The following is a 14738-nucleotide window of genomic DNA, read 5'->3' as shown; positions in this document are numbered from 1 at the left end:
GTGACGCCGCCGCCGGGCGGCGCTCTCGCGCCATGTCCGAGAGGTCCCGACACCCCCCACTTTGCCCTCCCCCACAAGGGGGGAGGGTGGCAAGCGGAGGGGGGCCGCTTGGTAAGGGTAAAGGCTCATGTCACGCTCTCTCTTCCAGGCCGGGCGCGCCCTGCCCGCCCTCCTGCGGCGAGGGTGCCGCCCTCGGCCGCATCGCGCCCCCTCCCCCTCGTGGGGCGGGGCGAGGGGGTGGGGGGTGGCGCCGCCGCAGGGCCACATGCCGGAGCAAGGCCGGAAGGGCCGCGGCCCCCACCCTGCCCTCCCCCACAGGGGGGAGGGTGGCAAGCGGAGGGGGACCGCCCTGCAAGCCCGTCTCGCTCAGTCCAGCGTCACCCACTTCAGTTCCAGGCTGTCGTCGGAGCGCAGCACCGCATTGACCCCCTTGCGCACGCCCCAGGCGAGGCCCGCCTGGTGCAGGGGGATGTGGCTGTAGTCGTCCTTGCTCAGCGTCATGGCCTCGAAGATCAGCGCGTTGCGCTTGGCAGGGTCCACCTCGACCTCGATCTGCTGCGTCAGCGCGTCGATCTTCGGGTTCGAATAATTGCCGATATTGTAGGTGCCGACCTTGCCCTCCGGCGTGTTCATGGTGTCCTGGAGGGTCGAGTGGGCATCATAGCTCAAGGGCTGCCAGCCGAGCATGGCGAACGAGGTGTCGCGGGCCAGCACCTTCTCGAAATACTTGCTGCGGGTCTGGGCGTTGAGGTTCACCTTGAGGCCGATGCGCCCCAGCATGCCGACGATGGCCTGGCAGATGCGCTCGTCGTTCACGTAGCGGTCGTTCGAGCAGTCCATGGTGAAGGCGAAGCCGTCGGGATAGCCGGCGTCCGTCAATAGCTGCTTGGCGGCCTTGGGATCGTAGGGCGCGGTGCGGCTGTCGAGCTTTGCGTCATAGCCGTTGATGCCGGGCGCGATCATGGTGCCGGCCACGTGCGAGGTGCCGCCCATGATGCGGTCCTTGATCGCCTCCATGTCGATCGCCTGGTAGATCGCCTGGCGCACGCGCTTGTCCTTGAAGGGGTTCTTGCCCTTCACGTCGGAGGTGTGCAGCTCGTCGCGCTTCTGGTCCATGTTGAGGAACATGGTGCGCAGTTCCGAGCCCTTCAGCACCTTGGCGGAGCCCGAGCCGTCGATGCGCGCGGCGTCCTGCTGCGGCACCGGATAGATCATGTCCACCTCGCCCGAGAGCAGGGCTGCGACGCGGGTGGCGTCGGCCTGGATCGGGGTGAAGATCACCTTGGTCACGTTCGAGGTCTTGTCGCCCCACCAATTGGGGTTGGGCACCAGCACGGTGCGCACGCCCGCCTGGCGGGTGTCGATCTTGAACGCCCCGGTGCCGTTGGCATTGGTGGAGGCGAAATTCTCCACCTTGGCCTTCACGCTCGCCGGCGCGGTGGCGCCGTTCTTCTGCGCCCAGTCCTTGCTCATCATGTAGGTGGAGGTGATCTGCACCGGCAGGATCGGGTTGGGCTTGGCCATGATCAGATCGACGGTGAGGTCGTCCACCTTCTTGACGTCGGTGACCGAGGCGACCGTATAGGCCATGTCCGAGCCGTCCTTCTTCACGCGCTCGAGCGAGAAGATCACGTCGTCGGCGGTGAACGGCGTGCCGTCGGCGAACTTGACCCCCGGGCGCAAATGGAAGCGCCAGACGGTGGGCGAAATCTGCTCCCACTTGGTGGCGAGCGCCGGCACCAGCTCCAGATTCTTGCCGCGGCCGACGAGGGGCTCATAGACCTGCCCGAGCCAGGACAAGGTGAAGGTCTCCGCCAGCGCGTGCGGGTCCAGCGAGGCCGGATCCACGCGGTAGGCGTAGCGGAAGACCTTCTCGGGGCCGGCCGCCGGAGCGGGCGCCTGCGCCGCGGCCGGCGCCGCGGCAATGAGGAGTGCGGAAAGCGCGGTGGTCAGCAACAGCGGAAGGCGCATGGGGGAGGCTCCAGGAAGGTTGTTTTTGAATTCATTTTCTTTGGGAAGTCTGCACGAACTAAGTGCCTGCTTAAATACCAAATTGTAGGCAGGAAACCGCGCGCGGCGCCGAGGCGGTGCCGATCCGGACGCCAGGCCCTGCCTCTTTCCTGTGCACCAGCCGTTGCTTATCAACGGGTGTTGCGGATTGACGAACGTCGCGGGCCGGGGCAGAGCTAGAAAGCGACTCCCGCGTCGCCGGTTTCGCCGCCGCCGGGGCGCGCAGGCTGGTTTTCTTCGATCGGGTCATTTCTGCATGCAAAATCTCCCCCTCCCCTCCTGCCGGATCGGCATGCTGACCCCCTCGTCCAACACCGTGCTGGAGCCCTTCACCGCGCACCTTCTGGCGCCGCTGTTTCCGCGGGTGACGGCCCATTTCGGCCGCTTCCGGGTCACCCGCATCGCCCTCGACGAGGCGGCGAACCAGCAGTTCGGCCAGGAGGCCATCCTCGCCGCCGCCGCGCTGCTGGCCGACGCGCGCGTCGACCTCATCGCCTGGAACGGCACCTCGGCGAGCTGGCTCGGCTTCGACTGGGACGCGCGGCTGTGCGCCGCCATCGAGGCGCGCACCGGGGTCCGGGCGACCAGCGCCATGGCCGCCATCAACGCCCTGATCCGCCGGGACGGGGTCGAGCGGCTCGCCCTCGTCACGCCCTATACTTCCGACGTCGAGGACAAGATCGTCGAAAACTATGCCCGCCTCGGCATCACCGTGGTCGCGGGGCGGCACAGCGGGCTGGGCGACAATTATTCGTTCGCCGAGATCTCCGAGGCCGAGATCGAGGCCATGTGCCGCGACGTGGCGACCGCCCGGCCGGACGCCATCGCCATCGTCTGCACCAATATGCGCGGCGCCCTGGTGGGCGCGCAGCTGGAGCGCCGGCTCGGCGTCAGGATCTACGATTCGGTGTCGGCGACGCTCTGGGGGTGCCTTTCCGAGCTCGGCGTGCCCACCGCCGCGCTCGCCGGGTACGGCGCCCTGTTCGCGGCGCCGGCGGACGCCGCCGCGCCCGGTTTGCCGGCGCAGTAGGGGCGAAGCGGGAGACCCGGGCACAATGTCGGCCAACGGCGCGAAACGTGCGCGCGATACCGTGGAGGAGATCGCGGAAGCGCAGCGCGAACAGACGACACTTCACGAGCAGATCGTGGAGCGCCTGCGCGCCGTGCTGCTCGACGGCGAGCTCGCCTACGGCGCCAAGATTCCCGAGGCGGAACTGTGCCTTAGGTTTTCCGTCTCGCGCACCCCGCTGCGCGAGGCGCTGAAGGTGCTGGCGGCCGAGGGCTTCGTCGAGCTGCGCCCCAACCGCGGCGCCATCGTCGCCCCGGTCGACCCGGCCGATATCGGCCATCTGTTTGAATTCAAAGGCGCGATCGAGCACCGCATCGGCCTCCTCGCGGCCCTGCGCGCCACCGCCGCCGACCAGACGCGGCTCGAGGAGATCCACGCTCTCCTGCGCTCCCATCCCGAACCGCCGACCTATACGGCGCTCAACCAGGACTTCCACCACGCGCTTGCCGCCGCGACCCAAAACCCTGTGCTGCTGCAGACTTACGACAATCTGCAGAAACGCGTTCTGCGGCTCAGGTTCGTGGTCAACGTCAACCCGCTGCGGGTGGCCCAGTCGTTCGACGAGCACGAGGCCATCATGGTGGCCTTCCGCGCCCGCGCCCGCCTCGACCTCGCCGAGCGCCTGGAGGCCCACAACCGCCTCACCGGCGAGGCCGTGCTGCGCGCTTTGGCTCCCGCCGCGCCGGAGGCCTGAGCGCCCTCCATCCGGCGCGATGGAGAGAAATTGGGCACGGGGCCGGGCCCAGGCGCCCAAGGATCCGGCATCGCACCCGCGCAATCATTATATATCAATGGTTTCGCGGGTTTTGAGCTGGCCAATCTATCGGCTTTACGGAGCCGCGCCGTCGCGCAAAACTAAGTAAGTACTTAATTTACGCGTGACCCCACCCGCCCCCCGACGCCCGCCTCCCAGACCGTCTGGAGACCCGCCATGTCCTTGACCCGCAGAGACTTTACCCGCGCCGCCCTCGCCGGGACGGGACTTGCCGCCACCGGCCTGTCCACCCTCGGCCTCCTGACGCCGGCCCAGGCCGCAGAACGGCTGCTGGTGGTGCAGTGGGGCGCCAACTGGATCGAGGTGTCGAAGCAGATCGTCGCCGAGTTCCAGAAGACGAACGACACCCAGATCGCCTGGGAGCTGCATGCCGGCGGCTCGGCGGCGGTGGTCGCCAAGATCAAGGCGGTGTGGCCGCGCACCCAGTACAATGTGCTGTCAGTCTGGGACCCGGTGTTCCGCGCCATGATCGCCGAAGACTGGCTGCTGCCCATCGACGAGAGCATCGTCACCAATCTCAAGACCATTCCCGACCAGTACATCCAGAAGAATGCCAAGGGCGAGAAGATGACGGTGCCGCTCAGCACCGCCGGCGCCTTCTGGGGCTATCGCGAGGACCTGCTGCCGGGCGGCTTCTCCTCCCTCGAGGACCTTTTGAAGCCGGAATTCAAGGGCAAGCTTTGCGTGCCCTATCCGATCAACCTCACCGGCCTTCTGATCGTCAGCGCCGCCATCCAGCGCGGCGGCAACGAGAAGAACGCCGAGCCCGGCTGGGACTTCATCAAGGAACTGGCCGCCAAGGGCCAGATCGGCGAGATCTGCACCTCCAATTCCGAATACATCAACGCCATGGCCACCGGCCGCTATTCGGTGGGCTTCTGGAACAATGGCGGCTGGTTCGCCACCGCCAAGAACTTCCCCGTGAAGCTCAAGAGCCGCATGCCCGACAACAAGGGCTTCCTCTACAATGAGGGTTTCTGCGTGCTGAAGGGCTCGCCGCAGAAAGCGGCGTTCGAGTTCGCGAACTTCTTCGCCGAGCCGAAGATGAACGAGCTCTACAACATGAACCTCGGCTCCGGCCCCACCCAGCCCTCCGCCAAGACCAATCCCATGCTGGTCGACTGGTACTACACCCCGGAGGAACTGCCGAAGTATGCCTACTTCGCCGACTTCGCCTATCTCTCCTCGGTGATGAGCGAATGGAACGCGCGCTGGGAGCGGGAGATCGTTCCGCTGGTGCGCAAGGGCTGACCGGCGCGGGAGGGCACCATGGCGATGCGACGGCCGGCCTTGAGCGCGGCCCTCCTGTGGCCAGCGCTCGTCGTCATGGCGCCGCTGCTGCTGGGCCCGCTCGTCCTGCTGGCCCATGAGAGCTTGAAGCCGTTCGTCGGCGGCCGCGTCGGCGGCGACGAGAGCGGTGCGTTGACGCTTCAGAACTACGCCCAGATCGCCGATCCGCAATATGTGCGCTACTTCCTCGACACCTTCCGGGTCGGCCTCCTGGCCACCGCCCTCGCCCTGGTGCTGGGCTTTCCGGTGGCCCATTTCATCGCCCGCCGCGCCGGGCCGGTGATGCGCCGCCTTTTGGTCGGCGGCCTGGTGGGAACGCTGTTCTTGTCCATCATCGTGCGGGTCTACGCCATCGCCATGACCTTCGGGCCGCACGGCCCGCTCGCGGACTTCAGCCGCATCTTCGGCGTCACCGCGTCGAGCCCGGACGGGGCGGAGCTGATGGTGGTCCTGGGGCTGCTGAACTCCACGTTGCCGCTGGTGGCGCTGACGCTCATCGGCACCCTGCAGAACATCAATCCGCGCCTGGAGGACGCCGCCATGTCGCTCGGCGCGCCGCGCTGGAAGACCTTTTTCCAGGTCACGGTGGCCATGAGCCTGCCCGGCATCCTGTCCGCCGCGATCATCGCCTATGCCTTCTGCATCAGCAATCTGGTGGTGCCCATGCTGGTGGGCCGCGGCTTCATCGTGTTCGTCTCGAACCTGATCTATTTCCGCTTCTCGGAGGTGGCCAATTTCCCGAGCGGCGCCGCGCTCTCCATGGTGATGATGGTGATCTCGGTGGCGCTGTTCTACGGCCTGCTGCACCTCGTGCGCAGCCACTGGCAGGAGGCGGGCAAATGAAGCGCCTCGCCGATGCCGTGTTCGAGACCGTCTATTGGTCCCTCGTCACGCTGTTCATCGCCTTCTCGGTGATCCCGGTGGTGGTGGCGGTGGTGCTGTCGTTCGACGCGCGTTCTTATGTGGGGCCGTTCCCGCCGACACAGTTCTCGCTGCGCTGGTACGATCGCTTCCTCGCCGACAGCTATTATCACGACGGCCTCGTCACCAGCCTGCTGCTCGCCACCGGGGCGACGGCGATCGCCACCGTGATCGGCGCGCTCGCCGCCATCGGCCTCCACCACGCGCGCTTCAAGGGCAAGGGCCTGATCCAGGCGGCGCTGCTCTCGCCGCTGGTGATCCCGAACGTGGTGCTGGGCTTCGGCGTGCTGGTGTTCGCGAGCCGCCTCGGCATCCTCGACGGCATGACGCGTCTGCTGATGGGCCACGTGCTCATCACCTTTCCCTATGTGATGCGCACCACCGCCGCCTCGCTGGTGGGCATCCGCGCCTCCTATCACGAGGCCGCGCTCAGCCTCGGCGCTGGGCCCTGGGGGGCGCTGTGGCAGGTGACGCTGCCCTTGGCGCGCACCGGCATCATCGCCGGCGCGGTGTTCGGCTTCGTCACCTCGTTTGACGACGTGGGGGTGAGCCTGTTCCTCACCGACGCCTTCACCTTCACTTTGCCGGTGGCGATCCTCGCCCAGATGCGGGCCAATCTCGACCTCACCATCGCGGCGCTGTCGGTGATGTTCATCGTCGCGACGGTGCTCATCATCGTGCTGCTGGACCGCCTTGCGGGGCTCGACGCCATTACCGGACGCGGAGTCTACGGGAGATGATCCAGTCGGTTCTCGATCTCCAGCACGTCACCAAGCGCTTCGGCGCCACGGCCGCGGTGGACAACGCCACCTTCGAGGTGGCGCGCGGCGAGATCGTCGCCTTGCTCGGCCCCAGCGGCTGCGGCAAGACCACGACGCTGCGCATGATCGCCGGCTTCGAGCAGCCGGACGAAGGCCGCATCTTCATTTCCGGCACCGACGTCGCGCGCAAGGCGCCCTACGAGCGCAATGTGGGGCTCGTGTTCCAGGACTATGCCCTGTTCCCGCACATGAGCGTGGCGCAGAACATCGCCTTCGGCATGAAGAACCGCGGCGTGCCACGCAAGGAGATCGGCGCGCGCATCGCTACCGTGCTGGAGCAGGTGCGCCTGCCCGGCATCGAGGCGCGGCGCCCCGCCGAGCTGTCCGGCGGCCAGCAGCAGCGCGTGGCGCTGGCGCGCGCGCTGGTCACGCGTCCGGACATCATGCTTCTGGACGAGCCGCTGTCGAACCTCGACGCCAAGCTGCGCCTCCAGCTTCGGCACGAGATCCGCGCCATCCTCTCGACCTTCCACTGCACCTCCATCATCGTCACCCACGACCAGGAGGAGGCGATGGGCCTTGCCGACCGCATCGTGCTCATGAACAAGGGCCGCATCGAGCAGATCGACACGCCGGTCGGGCTCTACCAGCGCCCGCAAACCCTGTTCGCCGCCGACTTCATCGGCCATGCCAACTGGATTCCCGGAAGGCTCGCGCGCCGGGCGGCCGATGCCGGCGTGGTGGAGACCAAGGTCGGCGGCATCGCCGTTGCGCCGGGCGCGATGGCGGACGGGCCGGTGACTCTGTGCATCCGCCCGGAGCGCCTTGCCCTCATGGCGCAGGATGCGCCGGCCGACACGCGCCTTGCGGCGGTGGTGGAGCGGCTCGACCCGGTGGGGGCGGACCTGCGCATCTGGTCGCGCCTGCGCGACGGCACGCTGGTGCAGTCCCTGGAGAAGAATGTGGGCCGCGACCTGCCCGCGCCGGGCGCGGACGTGACGCTCGGCTTCAGGATCGCCGACTGCATCGTCCTGCCGGCGGAGGGCACCGCACCATGAGCGCGCGCCCGATCGCCATCCGCGGCGGCCTCGTCGCCTTTCCCGCAGAGGGGGCGGTGCGGGCGGCGGACCTGCTCGTCATCGACGGCCGCATCGCCGACATCGCCGCCCCCGGCGCCGCCTTTCCGGACGACGCCGCTGAGTTGGACGCCGCCGACCGGCTGGTGATGCCGGGCCTCATCAACGCCCACACCCACAGCCATCTCGCCATCGCCAAGGGCGTGTCGCGCTCGTGGACCCTGGAGCTGCATCTGCACAACGGCCCGTGGACCGGCGGCGGCCAGGCCTTTGCGGACCGGCATCTGCTGGCCCAGGCGGGCGCCGCCGAGATGCTGCTGAAGGGCTGCACCGCCTGCTACGACCTCGTCCTGGAGCTGCCCGCGCCGACGCCGGAAGGGCTCTACGCCACCGCCGCCGGCTATGCGGATGCTGGCATGCGCGCCGTGGTGGCGCCGATGATGGCGGACCGCACCTTCTGGCAGGCGATCCCCGGCCTGATGGCGGCGATCCCCGAGGCGCTGCGGCCGACCGTGGAGGCGATCCGCCTGTCCACCGGAGAGGCGGCGCTGGCCGCCTGTACGCGCATGCTGGAGGACTGGCCCCACGACCGCGCCAGGGTCCGCCCCGCGCTCGCGCCGACCATCCCGCTGCATTGTTCGGACGCCTTCTGGACCGGCTGCCGCGCGCGCGCCGACCGGCACGGCGTCGGCATCCACGCCCATCTGGCGGAATCGAAGATCCAGGCGCTGGCGGGCGTGGCGCGCTACGGCGAAAGCCTCACCGCCCATCTGGACCGGCTCGGCATCCTCGGGCCGGACTTCACCGCCGCCCACGGCATCTGGCTCGACGAAGCGGACCTTGCTTTGCTCGGCCGGCGCGGCGCCTCGGTGGCGCACAATCCGTCCAGCAACTTCCGGCTCGGCAGCGGCATCGCCGACGTGCCGGCCATGCGCGCCGCCGGCGTCAATGTGGGCATCGGCTCGGACGCCTGCAGCTGCTCCGACCACCAGAACCTGTTCGAGGCCATGCGGCTCGCCTGCTACCTCTCGCGCACCGCCTCGTTCGATCCGGATGCCTGGCTCACCCCGGCGGACGTCTTCGCCATGGCCACCCGGGGCAGCGCCAAGGCGCTGGGGATGGCCGAGGTGATCGGCGACATCCGCGTCGGCCTCGGGGCCGACCTCATCTTCCTCGACCTCGGCTCGGTGAACTTCACGCCGCTGAACGATCCGCTCTACCAGCTGGTGTTCGCCGAGGAGGGCCGCAGCGTGCGCCGGGTGATGGTCGGCGGGCGCGTCGTGGTGGAGGACGGCGTCCTCACCACCATCGACTACCCCGCCTTGCGCGACCGGCTCAACGCCCGGGCACGCGAGATCTTCGCCGCCAACGGTCCGCGGCGGGAGGCGCTGGCGGCGCTGGAGCCGTTCGTGAAGCATTTCTGCGTCGGCCTCGCCCAGGGCCGGATCGCCCTGGAAGGAGAGACGGCATGACGGCGAGGAGCCTTGCGGCGGCGTTCGAGCCCATTCTCGGCACGCTCATGGATCGCACCGGCGCCATGCGCTGCACCGTGCGCATGGACTTTCCCGCGCTGGGGCTCAGCGTCAACGTGCCCTGCGCCGAGGTGCTCGCGCTCGGCGCCGCCTCCATGATGGAGAGCCGCTCGGTGGACCACCGCCGCGCCCGCACCGTGCGCTGGGTGGAGGCGAACCGGCGCACGCTGATCCAGGGCGACGTGTTCGCCGACCCGGCGCTCGCCCCGCCTTCGGCATTGGTGCGCCAGTTCGGCACCACGGCGCAGATGGTGGCGCCGCTGATCGGCACCGACGACTATCTGCTCGGTTGGGTCTCCGCCCATTTCGCCGGCGGGCCGCGCGCCTTCGGTCCCGGCGAGGTCGCCGCCATCGAGACGGCGAGCCAGGCGGTGCTCGCCGTCCCCGGCATGCCGCTGGACATCTGACATGCCCCGACCCGTGACCCGGACCCCCCTTCCCCTCCCTTCGGCCGCGCGCCGGCCGTTCGCCACCGCGAGGAGCGCCGATCCATGGATCTGATCGTCAAGCACGCGCGCCTGCCCCACGATCCAAGCCGGCAGGTGGACATCGGCATCGCGGGCGGGCGCTTCGTCGCCATCGAGCCGAGCCTTATGGCCGACGCCGAGGTGCTGGACGCGGGCGGCCGCCTCGTCGCCCCCGGCTTCGTCGAGACCCACATCCACCTCGACAAGTCCTGCATCCTGGATCGCTGCCACGCCCAGCGCGGCGATCTCGCCGAGGCGATCGGCGAGGTGGCGAAGGCCAAGGCCAAGTTCACGCCGCAGGACGTCTATGAACGCGGCAAGCGCACGCTGGAAAAGTGCATCCTCAACGGCACCACCCGCATGCGCACCCAATTGGAGGTCGACCCCGGCATCGGCCTGCGCGGCCTCGAAGGCGTGCTGCCGCTGATCGACGAATACAAGTGGGCCATCGACATCGAGATCTGCGTGTTCCCGCAGGAGGGCCTGCTCAACAATCCCGGCACCGACGAATTGATGGTGGAGGCGCTGAAGCGCGGCGCCCGCGTGGTGGGCGCGGCCCCCTACACCGACACCGATCCGCACGGCCAGATCGACCGCGTGTTCGAGATGGCGCGCGAATTCGACGCCGACATCGACATGCATCTCGACTTCGGCCCGACCGCCGAGACACTCGACCTCGATTATGTGTGCGAACTCGCGAACACGTACCGCTGGGGCGGACGCACCGCCATCGGCCACGTCACCAAGCTCGCCGCGGCGACCCCGGAGCGTTTCAAGGCCGCCGCCCAGTGTATGTGCGACGCCGGCGTTGCGCTCACCGTCCTGCCCTCCACCGACCTGTTCCTGATGGGCCGGGAGAGCGCGGCGAACCAGCCGCGCGGCGTCACCCACACCCACAAGCTGCTGCACCACGGGGTGAACTGCTCGCTCTCCACCAACAATGTGCTGAACCCGTTCACCCCGTTCGGCGACTGCTCGCTGATCCGCATGGCGAACCTCAACGCCAACATCTGCCATATCGGCGCCACCGCCGACATCCGCGAGTGCTTCAGCATGATCACCGAGCGTTCGGCGCGCCTCCTCAATGCCCGCGACTACGGCCTGGAGGTGGGCAAGGCCGCCGACTTCGTGGTGCTGGACTGCCAGACGCCGGAGGCCGCGGTGGCCGAGCTCGCGCCGGTCCTGTTCGCCTACAAGCGCGGGCGCCGCACCGTGACCCGCCCGGCGGCAAGCCTGCACCGCCCGGCCCACTGAGCGCCAAGGATGACTGAGAGCTCCCTTACCTACTTCCGCCCTCCGGCCGATCCCTACGGGGCATTCTGCCAGGAGAATCATGTGGCCGTTGCCGCGACCGCGCGCGGTCCGCTCTCCGGGCTTTCCTTCGCCATCAAGGACGTGTTCGACGTGGCCGGCAGCGGCACCGGCTTCGGCCATCCCCGGTGGCTTGCCACCCACGCTCCCGCTGCCGAGACGGCGCAGGCGGTGAGCCGGCTGCTCGCGGCCGGCGCCGACCTCGTCGGGCGCACCGTCTCCGACGAGCTCTGCTACTCCATCGCCGGCGAGAACCTCCACTACGGCACCCCGACCAACCCGCGGGCGAAGGACCGCATTCCCGGCGGCTCCTCGTCCGGCTCGGCGGTGGCGGTGGCCGGCGGAGTGGTGGACTTCGCCATCGGCACCGATTGCGGCGGCTCCGTGCGGGTGCCGGCGAGCTATTGCGGGCTCTACGGAATCCGCCCGACCCACGGGCGCATCCCGCTCCACGGCGTCGCGCGCTTCGCGCCGCGCTTCGACACCGTGGGCTGGTTCGCGCGCGATCCGGAGGTGCTGCGGCGGGTCGGCGCGGCGCTTCTGGGCGAGACCCGCGGCGGCGGCTTCACCCGCCTGGTGATCGCCGAGGACGCCTTCGCGCGCTGCGACGAAGCCACCCGCACGGTGCTGGAAGGCGCCGTCGCGCGGCTCGCTTCGGGGTTCGCGGCGCGCGCCTCCGCCGATCTCGGCCCGGACGGCCTGGACGGCCTCGACGCCTGGCTCGAGACCTTCCGCGTGATCCAGGCGCACGAGATCTGGACCTCGCTCGGCGCCTGGATCGCGGCCGAGAAGCCGGTGTTCGGGGCGGGCGTGGGCCAGCGCTTCGCTGCCGCCGCGCAGGTCGGCGCGGGGGAGGCCGAGGCCGCCCGCGCGCGCGGCGAGGCGATCGCCGACGAGCTTGCCGCGCGCATCGGCGTGGGCGACCTCGTGGTGATGCCCACCACGCCCGGCCCGGCGCCGCTGCGCACCACCGCGTCGAGCGAGGTGGAGACCGACTACCGGCGCCGCGCCATGGGGCTCTTGTGCGCGGCCGGCCTCGGCCGCCTGCCGCAGCTGACCTTGCCGGTCGGGACGGTGGACGGCGCGCCGGTGGGATTGTCGATCCTGGCACGGCGGGGCAAGGATATGGATCTCATGGATGTTGCGGCGCGGGCCGGCTTCGGCGTGCCGGCGCCACCGGAGCGCAAATGACCGCCACCAAGCCCGAGCGCGGAGCCAAAGCGGGCGCCAACGCCGCGGCGAAGGCTGCGGCGAAGGCCCCGGCCAAGCCCACCGCCAAGGCCGAGCCGGCGGCCCCAACCATGCCGGCCGCCAAGACCCGATCGGTGGCGCCGCGCAAGCCGGCCGATCGCCCGGCTGCCGCCCCGCCTTTGGGAGAGGCTCCGGCCGCCGCCGCGCCGGCGCCGCGCACGCCCGGCCGGCGCAACGCGGTGGCGACCCGCCAGCGCATCCTCGAGGTGGCCATGGCGGAATTCTCCGCGCACGGCTTCAGCGGCAGCCGCATCGACCGCATCTGCGCCACGGCGGACGTGAACGTGGGCATGATCTATCACTATTTCGGCAACAAGGACGATCTCTACCTCGCCGCGCTGGAGGCCTCCTACAAGGTCATCCGCGAGCGCGAGCAGACGCTGGACGTGAACGATCTCGACCCCATGACGGCCATGCAGCGGCTGATCGAGCTGACGTTCGACTTCCTCGCCGGCGACCCGCATTTCGTGCGGCTGATCATGAATGAGAACCTGATGATGGGGCGCACCGCGCGCCGCTCGCAGAGCATCCCGCATCTGACCCAGCCGCTGCTCTCCTCGCTGCGCACCATCCTGAAGCGCGGCCAGGCGGCCAAGGTGTTCCACAAGGATGTCGACGCCGAGAACGTCTATGTCTCGATCCTCGGCCTCAGCTTCATCCACGTGTCCAACCGCCACACCCTCGGCACCATGTTCCAGCGCGACTTCTCCGCCCCCGACTGGCTGGCGAAGCGCAAGGCGATCGTGGTGGACATCCTCACGAGCTACCTCGCCGCCGATCAGCGGTGACACACGGATCCGCGGTCGCAATCGGGAGCGCGCCTCCCGAGGCGTTCTGGACGGCGGGAGTCGAACCCGCACGCCTTGCGGCGCAAGATTTTAAGTCCTTTCGAAATTCATCTAAGATATTGATATATTATATATTTTATGTTCAAAGAAATGCGTCGTGTGTAAACTTCTGTGTAAAAAACGATCTTCTGGCGAAGGGTCCCGCGCCGCTGCCGACACGGCCCCCGAGGCCGGGGGCTCACACCGGCAAGGTGAGCGAGGCCGCGAGCTTCACGAGTTCCATCTGCCGCCGGCATCCGGTCTTCTCGAAAACCTTGAGGAGGTGGGTCTTCGCGGTACTCGTCGCGATACCCAGCCGTTGGGCGATCTCCGCCGGGGCGGATCCTTGGCAGACGAGCTCGAAGATGCGCGCCTCCGCGGGCGTGAGGTCATAAAGCAGCGCCAGGGCATCGGTGGGCAGCTGGGGTGGTGATGCGGCCGGGGCGATGAAGATCGCGGCCGCGCCTTGCCGCACGAGGCCGGGGCGCACCGTTCCCCGCCGGAGCGGGAGCACGTGGAGCGCGCAAGGCGCTCCGTTGCCAAGCCGCGCAGGAATGGCGATCCCTTTCTGCCCGAGCCGCGCCTCGTCCTGGACCGCCTGCCGGAGATCGGCCTTCAGCGCCCCGCTCGCCACCTCATGGCGCATGGCGATCCGCCCCTCCCGCGACAGGATCGGATCCTCGGCCGCGAGCATCGCCGCCGCCTTGGCATTGGCGTGTATGATCGAAAGATCCGCGCCCACGAGCACCACGCCCACCGAGAAGGCGTCGATGGTGGATGCGAAGGTCGATACCTCCACCGCCTTCATCCGGAACAGGTTGCTGATTTTGACCGCGCGGCGGATGTGCGGGGCAAGGAGCCGCAACCCCGCCATCTCGCTTTCGCCGATGGGGCCGGCGGCCGCGCACCGGCTGAGGCCGAGGGTTCCCACCATGGTCGGATCGCGCACGAGGGGGATCACGACGGAATCGATCAGGGCCTTGGGCTTGCCGAATTCGAGATAATAGAGGTTGCTGTCCCACTGGGTTGGGTCCGTCGCCTGCGACAGCATGACCGGCTCGCCGATGGGGTAGTGAGGCATGCGCTCCGGGCCGCCCCACAAAGCGAGGACGTGCTCCAGCTTCTCGGCGCTCATCATCCGCGCCACCGTGTCCGGGTCGATGCCGACCACGCACTGCAACGCGCCTTCTCCCCTGGGTAGGGGCACGACGCTGAAGATCGCGTCGGCGAAACCGAACTCGCGGCAGACCGAGCCGACGACGGCGCTCCATTTTTCCGGGGCGATGACGCAGTCATAGATCATGCCGATCAACCCCGAGAGCCGCGCGGCGGAAATCTGCGAATCCATCTTCGGTCAGCTCCCTCGTTCGGCCGCGCCGGAATGGGGCCGGCGCGTTCCTCGGCCTTGGTCGCGGCGACCCCCCCGCGCCTCGTGACCGGCCAATCGG

Annotated in this window: 13 protein-coding genes; 11 read left to right on the top strand and 2 right to left on the bottom strand. The window is 68.9% G+C overall.

The window, feature by feature from the left end:
- Window positions 1-366: 366 nt before the first annotated feature.
- The gene (locus ABLE88_RS16460; protein ID WP_348832775.1) at window positions 367-1971 is read right to left on the bottom strand and encodes an ABC transporter substrate-binding protein; all 1605 of its coding nucleotides are present in this window, start codon (window positions 1969-1971) and stop codon (window positions 367-369) included.
- A 295-nt stretch (window positions 1972-2266) separates the two neighbouring features.
- Between ABLE88_RS16460 and ABLE88_RS16455 the strand changes: the two genes are divergently transcribed.
- The 11 genes from ABLE88_RS16455 (at window position 2267) to ABLE88_RS16405 (ending at window position 13251) form a co-directional block, all read left to right on the top strand.
- Window positions 2267-3040, top strand: a complete 774-nt coding sequence (locus ABLE88_RS16455; RefSeq protein WP_348832774.1) for a maleate cis-trans isomerase family protein — start codon at window positions 2267-2269, stop codon at window positions 3038-3040.
- A 25-nt stretch (window positions 3041-3065) separates the two neighbouring features.
- Window positions 3066-3773, top strand: a complete 708-nt coding sequence (locus ABLE88_RS16450; protein WP_348832773.1) for a GntR family transcriptional regulator — start codon at window positions 3066-3068, stop codon at window positions 3771-3773.
- A 237-nt stretch (window positions 3774-4010) separates the two neighbouring features.
- The gene (locus tag ABLE88_RS16445) at window positions 4011-5105 is read left to right on the top strand and encodes an extracellular solute-binding protein (protein ID WP_348832772.1); all 1095 of its coding nucleotides are present in this window, start codon (window positions 4011-4013) and stop codon (window positions 5103-5105) included.
- An 18-nt stretch (window positions 5106-5123) separates the two neighbouring features.
- Window positions 5124-5987 carry an ABC transporter permease gene (locus tag ABLE88_RS16440; RefSeq protein WP_348832771.1) on the top strand — a complete coding sequence of 288 codons (864 nt, stop codon included), beginning with the start codon at window positions 5124-5126 and terminating at the stop codon, window positions 5985-5987.
- Window positions 5984-6805, top strand: coding sequence for an ABC transporter permease (locus ABLE88_RS16435; RefSeq protein WP_348832770.1), 822 nt, complete (start codon window positions 5984-5986; stop codon window positions 6803-6805). The genes ABLE88_RS16440 and ABLE88_RS16435 overlap by 4 nt, the downstream gene beginning before the upstream one ends.
- A complete protein-coding gene (locus ABLE88_RS16430; RefSeq protein ID WP_348832769.1) occupies window positions 6802-7884 on the top strand; it encodes an ABC transporter ATP-binding protein in 1083 nt (360 codons plus the stop codon). The genes ABLE88_RS16435 and ABLE88_RS16430 overlap by 4 nt, the downstream gene beginning before the upstream one ends.
- Window positions 7881-9374 carry an amidohydrolase family protein gene (locus ABLE88_RS16425; protein ID WP_348832768.1) on the top strand — a complete coding sequence of 498 codons (1494 nt, stop codon included), beginning with the start codon at window positions 7881-7883 and terminating at the stop codon, window positions 9372-9374. Before ABLE88_RS16430 ends, ABLE88_RS16425 begins: the two co-directional genes overlap by 4 nt.
- On the top strand, window positions 9371-9841 hold the full coding sequence (locus ABLE88_RS16420; protein WP_348832767.1) for a GAF domain-containing protein: 471 nt from the start codon (window positions 9371-9373) through the stop codon (window positions 9839-9841). Before ABLE88_RS16425 ends, ABLE88_RS16420 begins: the two co-directional genes overlap by 4 nt.
- A gap of 84 nt (window positions 9842-9925) precedes the next feature.
- Window positions 9926-11155: an amidohydrolase family protein gene (locus ABLE88_RS16415; protein ID WP_348832766.1), complete on the top strand. Its 1230-nt coding sequence runs from the start codon at window positions 9926-9928 to the stop codon at window positions 11153-11155.
- A 9-nt stretch (window positions 11156-11164) separates the two neighbouring features.
- Window positions 11165-12403 (top strand): amidase, encoded by a 1239-nt coding sequence (locus ABLE88_RS16410; RefSeq protein ID WP_348832765.1) that lies wholly within the window; start codon window positions 11165-11167, stop codon window positions 12401-12403.
- A complete protein-coding gene (locus tag ABLE88_RS16405; RefSeq protein WP_348832764.1) occupies window positions 12400-13251 on the top strand; it encodes a TetR family transcriptional regulator in 852 nt (283 codons plus the stop codon). The genes ABLE88_RS16410 and ABLE88_RS16405 overlap by 4 nt, the downstream gene beginning before the upstream one ends.
- A gap of 238 nt (window positions 13252-13489) precedes the next feature.
- Here ABLE88_RS16405 and ABLE88_RS16400 read toward each other — a convergent pair whose 3' ends face one another.
- Complete coding sequence (locus tag ABLE88_RS16400; protein WP_348832966.1) at window positions 13490-14593, bottom strand: helix-turn-helix transcriptional regulator; 1104 nt, start codon at window positions 14591-14593, stop codon at window positions 13490-13492.
- Window positions 14594-14738: the final 145 nt, after the last annotated feature.

The sequence above is a fragment of the Xanthobacter luteus genome (assembly GCF_040049235.1).
GTDB lineage: Bacteria > Pseudomonadota > Alphaproteobacteria > Rhizobiales > Xanthobacteraceae > Xanthobacter.
Note: the sequence above shows the minus strand (reverse complement) of the source record. Positions and strands in the feature narration are given on the sequence as shown.

Bases quoted from the DNA above. Each gene is read 5' to 3' on its own strand.
- ABLE88_RS16405 (WP_348832764.1), top strand. From the start codon at position 12,400: ATGACCGCCACCAAGCCCGAGCGCGGAGCCAAAGCGGGCGCCAACGCC.
- ABLE88_RS16455 (WP_348832774.1), top strand. From the start codon at position 2,267: ATGCAAAATCTCCCCCTCCCCTCCTGCCGGATCGGCATGCTGACCCCC.
- ABLE88_RS16430 (WP_348832769.1), top strand. From the start codon at position 6,802: ATGATCCAGTCGGTTCTCGATCTCCAGCACGTCACCAAGCGCTTCGGC.
- ABLE88_RS16425 (WP_348832768.1), top strand. From the start codon at position 7,881: ATGAGCGCGCGCCCGATCGCCATCCGCGGCGGCCTCGTCGCCTTTCCC.
- ABLE88_RS16420 (WP_348832767.1), top strand. From the start codon at position 9,371: ATGACGGCGAGGAGCCTTGCGGCGGCGTTCGAGCCCATTCTCGGCACG.
- ABLE88_RS16410 (WP_348832765.1), top strand. From the start codon at position 11,165: ATGACTGAGAGCTCCCTTACCTACTTCCGCCCTCCGGCCGATCCCTAC.
- ABLE88_RS16450 (WP_348832773.1), top strand. From the start codon at position 3,066: ATGTCGGCCAACGGCGCGAAACGTGCGCGCGATACCGTGGAGGAGATC.
- ABLE88_RS16440 (WP_348832771.1), top strand. From the start codon at position 5,124: ATGGCGATGCGACGGCCGGCCTTGAGCGCGGCCCTCCTGTGGCCAGCG.
- ABLE88_RS16400 (WP_348832966.1), bottom strand. From the start codon at position 14,593: ATGATCTATGACTGCGTCATCGCCCCGGAAAAATGGAGCGCCGTCGTC.
- ABLE88_RS16435 (WP_348832770.1), top strand. From the start codon at position 5,984: ATGAAGCGCCTCGCCGATGCCGTGTTCGAGACCGTCTATTGGTCCCTC.
- ABLE88_RS16460 (WP_348832775.1), bottom strand. From the start codon at position 1,971: ATGCGCCTTCCGCTGTTGCTGACCACCGCGCTTTCCGCACTCCTCATT.
- ABLE88_RS16415 (WP_348832766.1), top strand. From the start codon at position 9,926: ATGGATCTGATCGTCAAGCACGCGCGCCTGCCCCACGATCCAAGCCGG.
- ABLE88_RS16445 (WP_348832772.1), top strand. From the start codon at position 4,011: ATGTCCTTGACCCGCAGAGACTTTACCCGCGCCGCCCTCGCCGGGACG.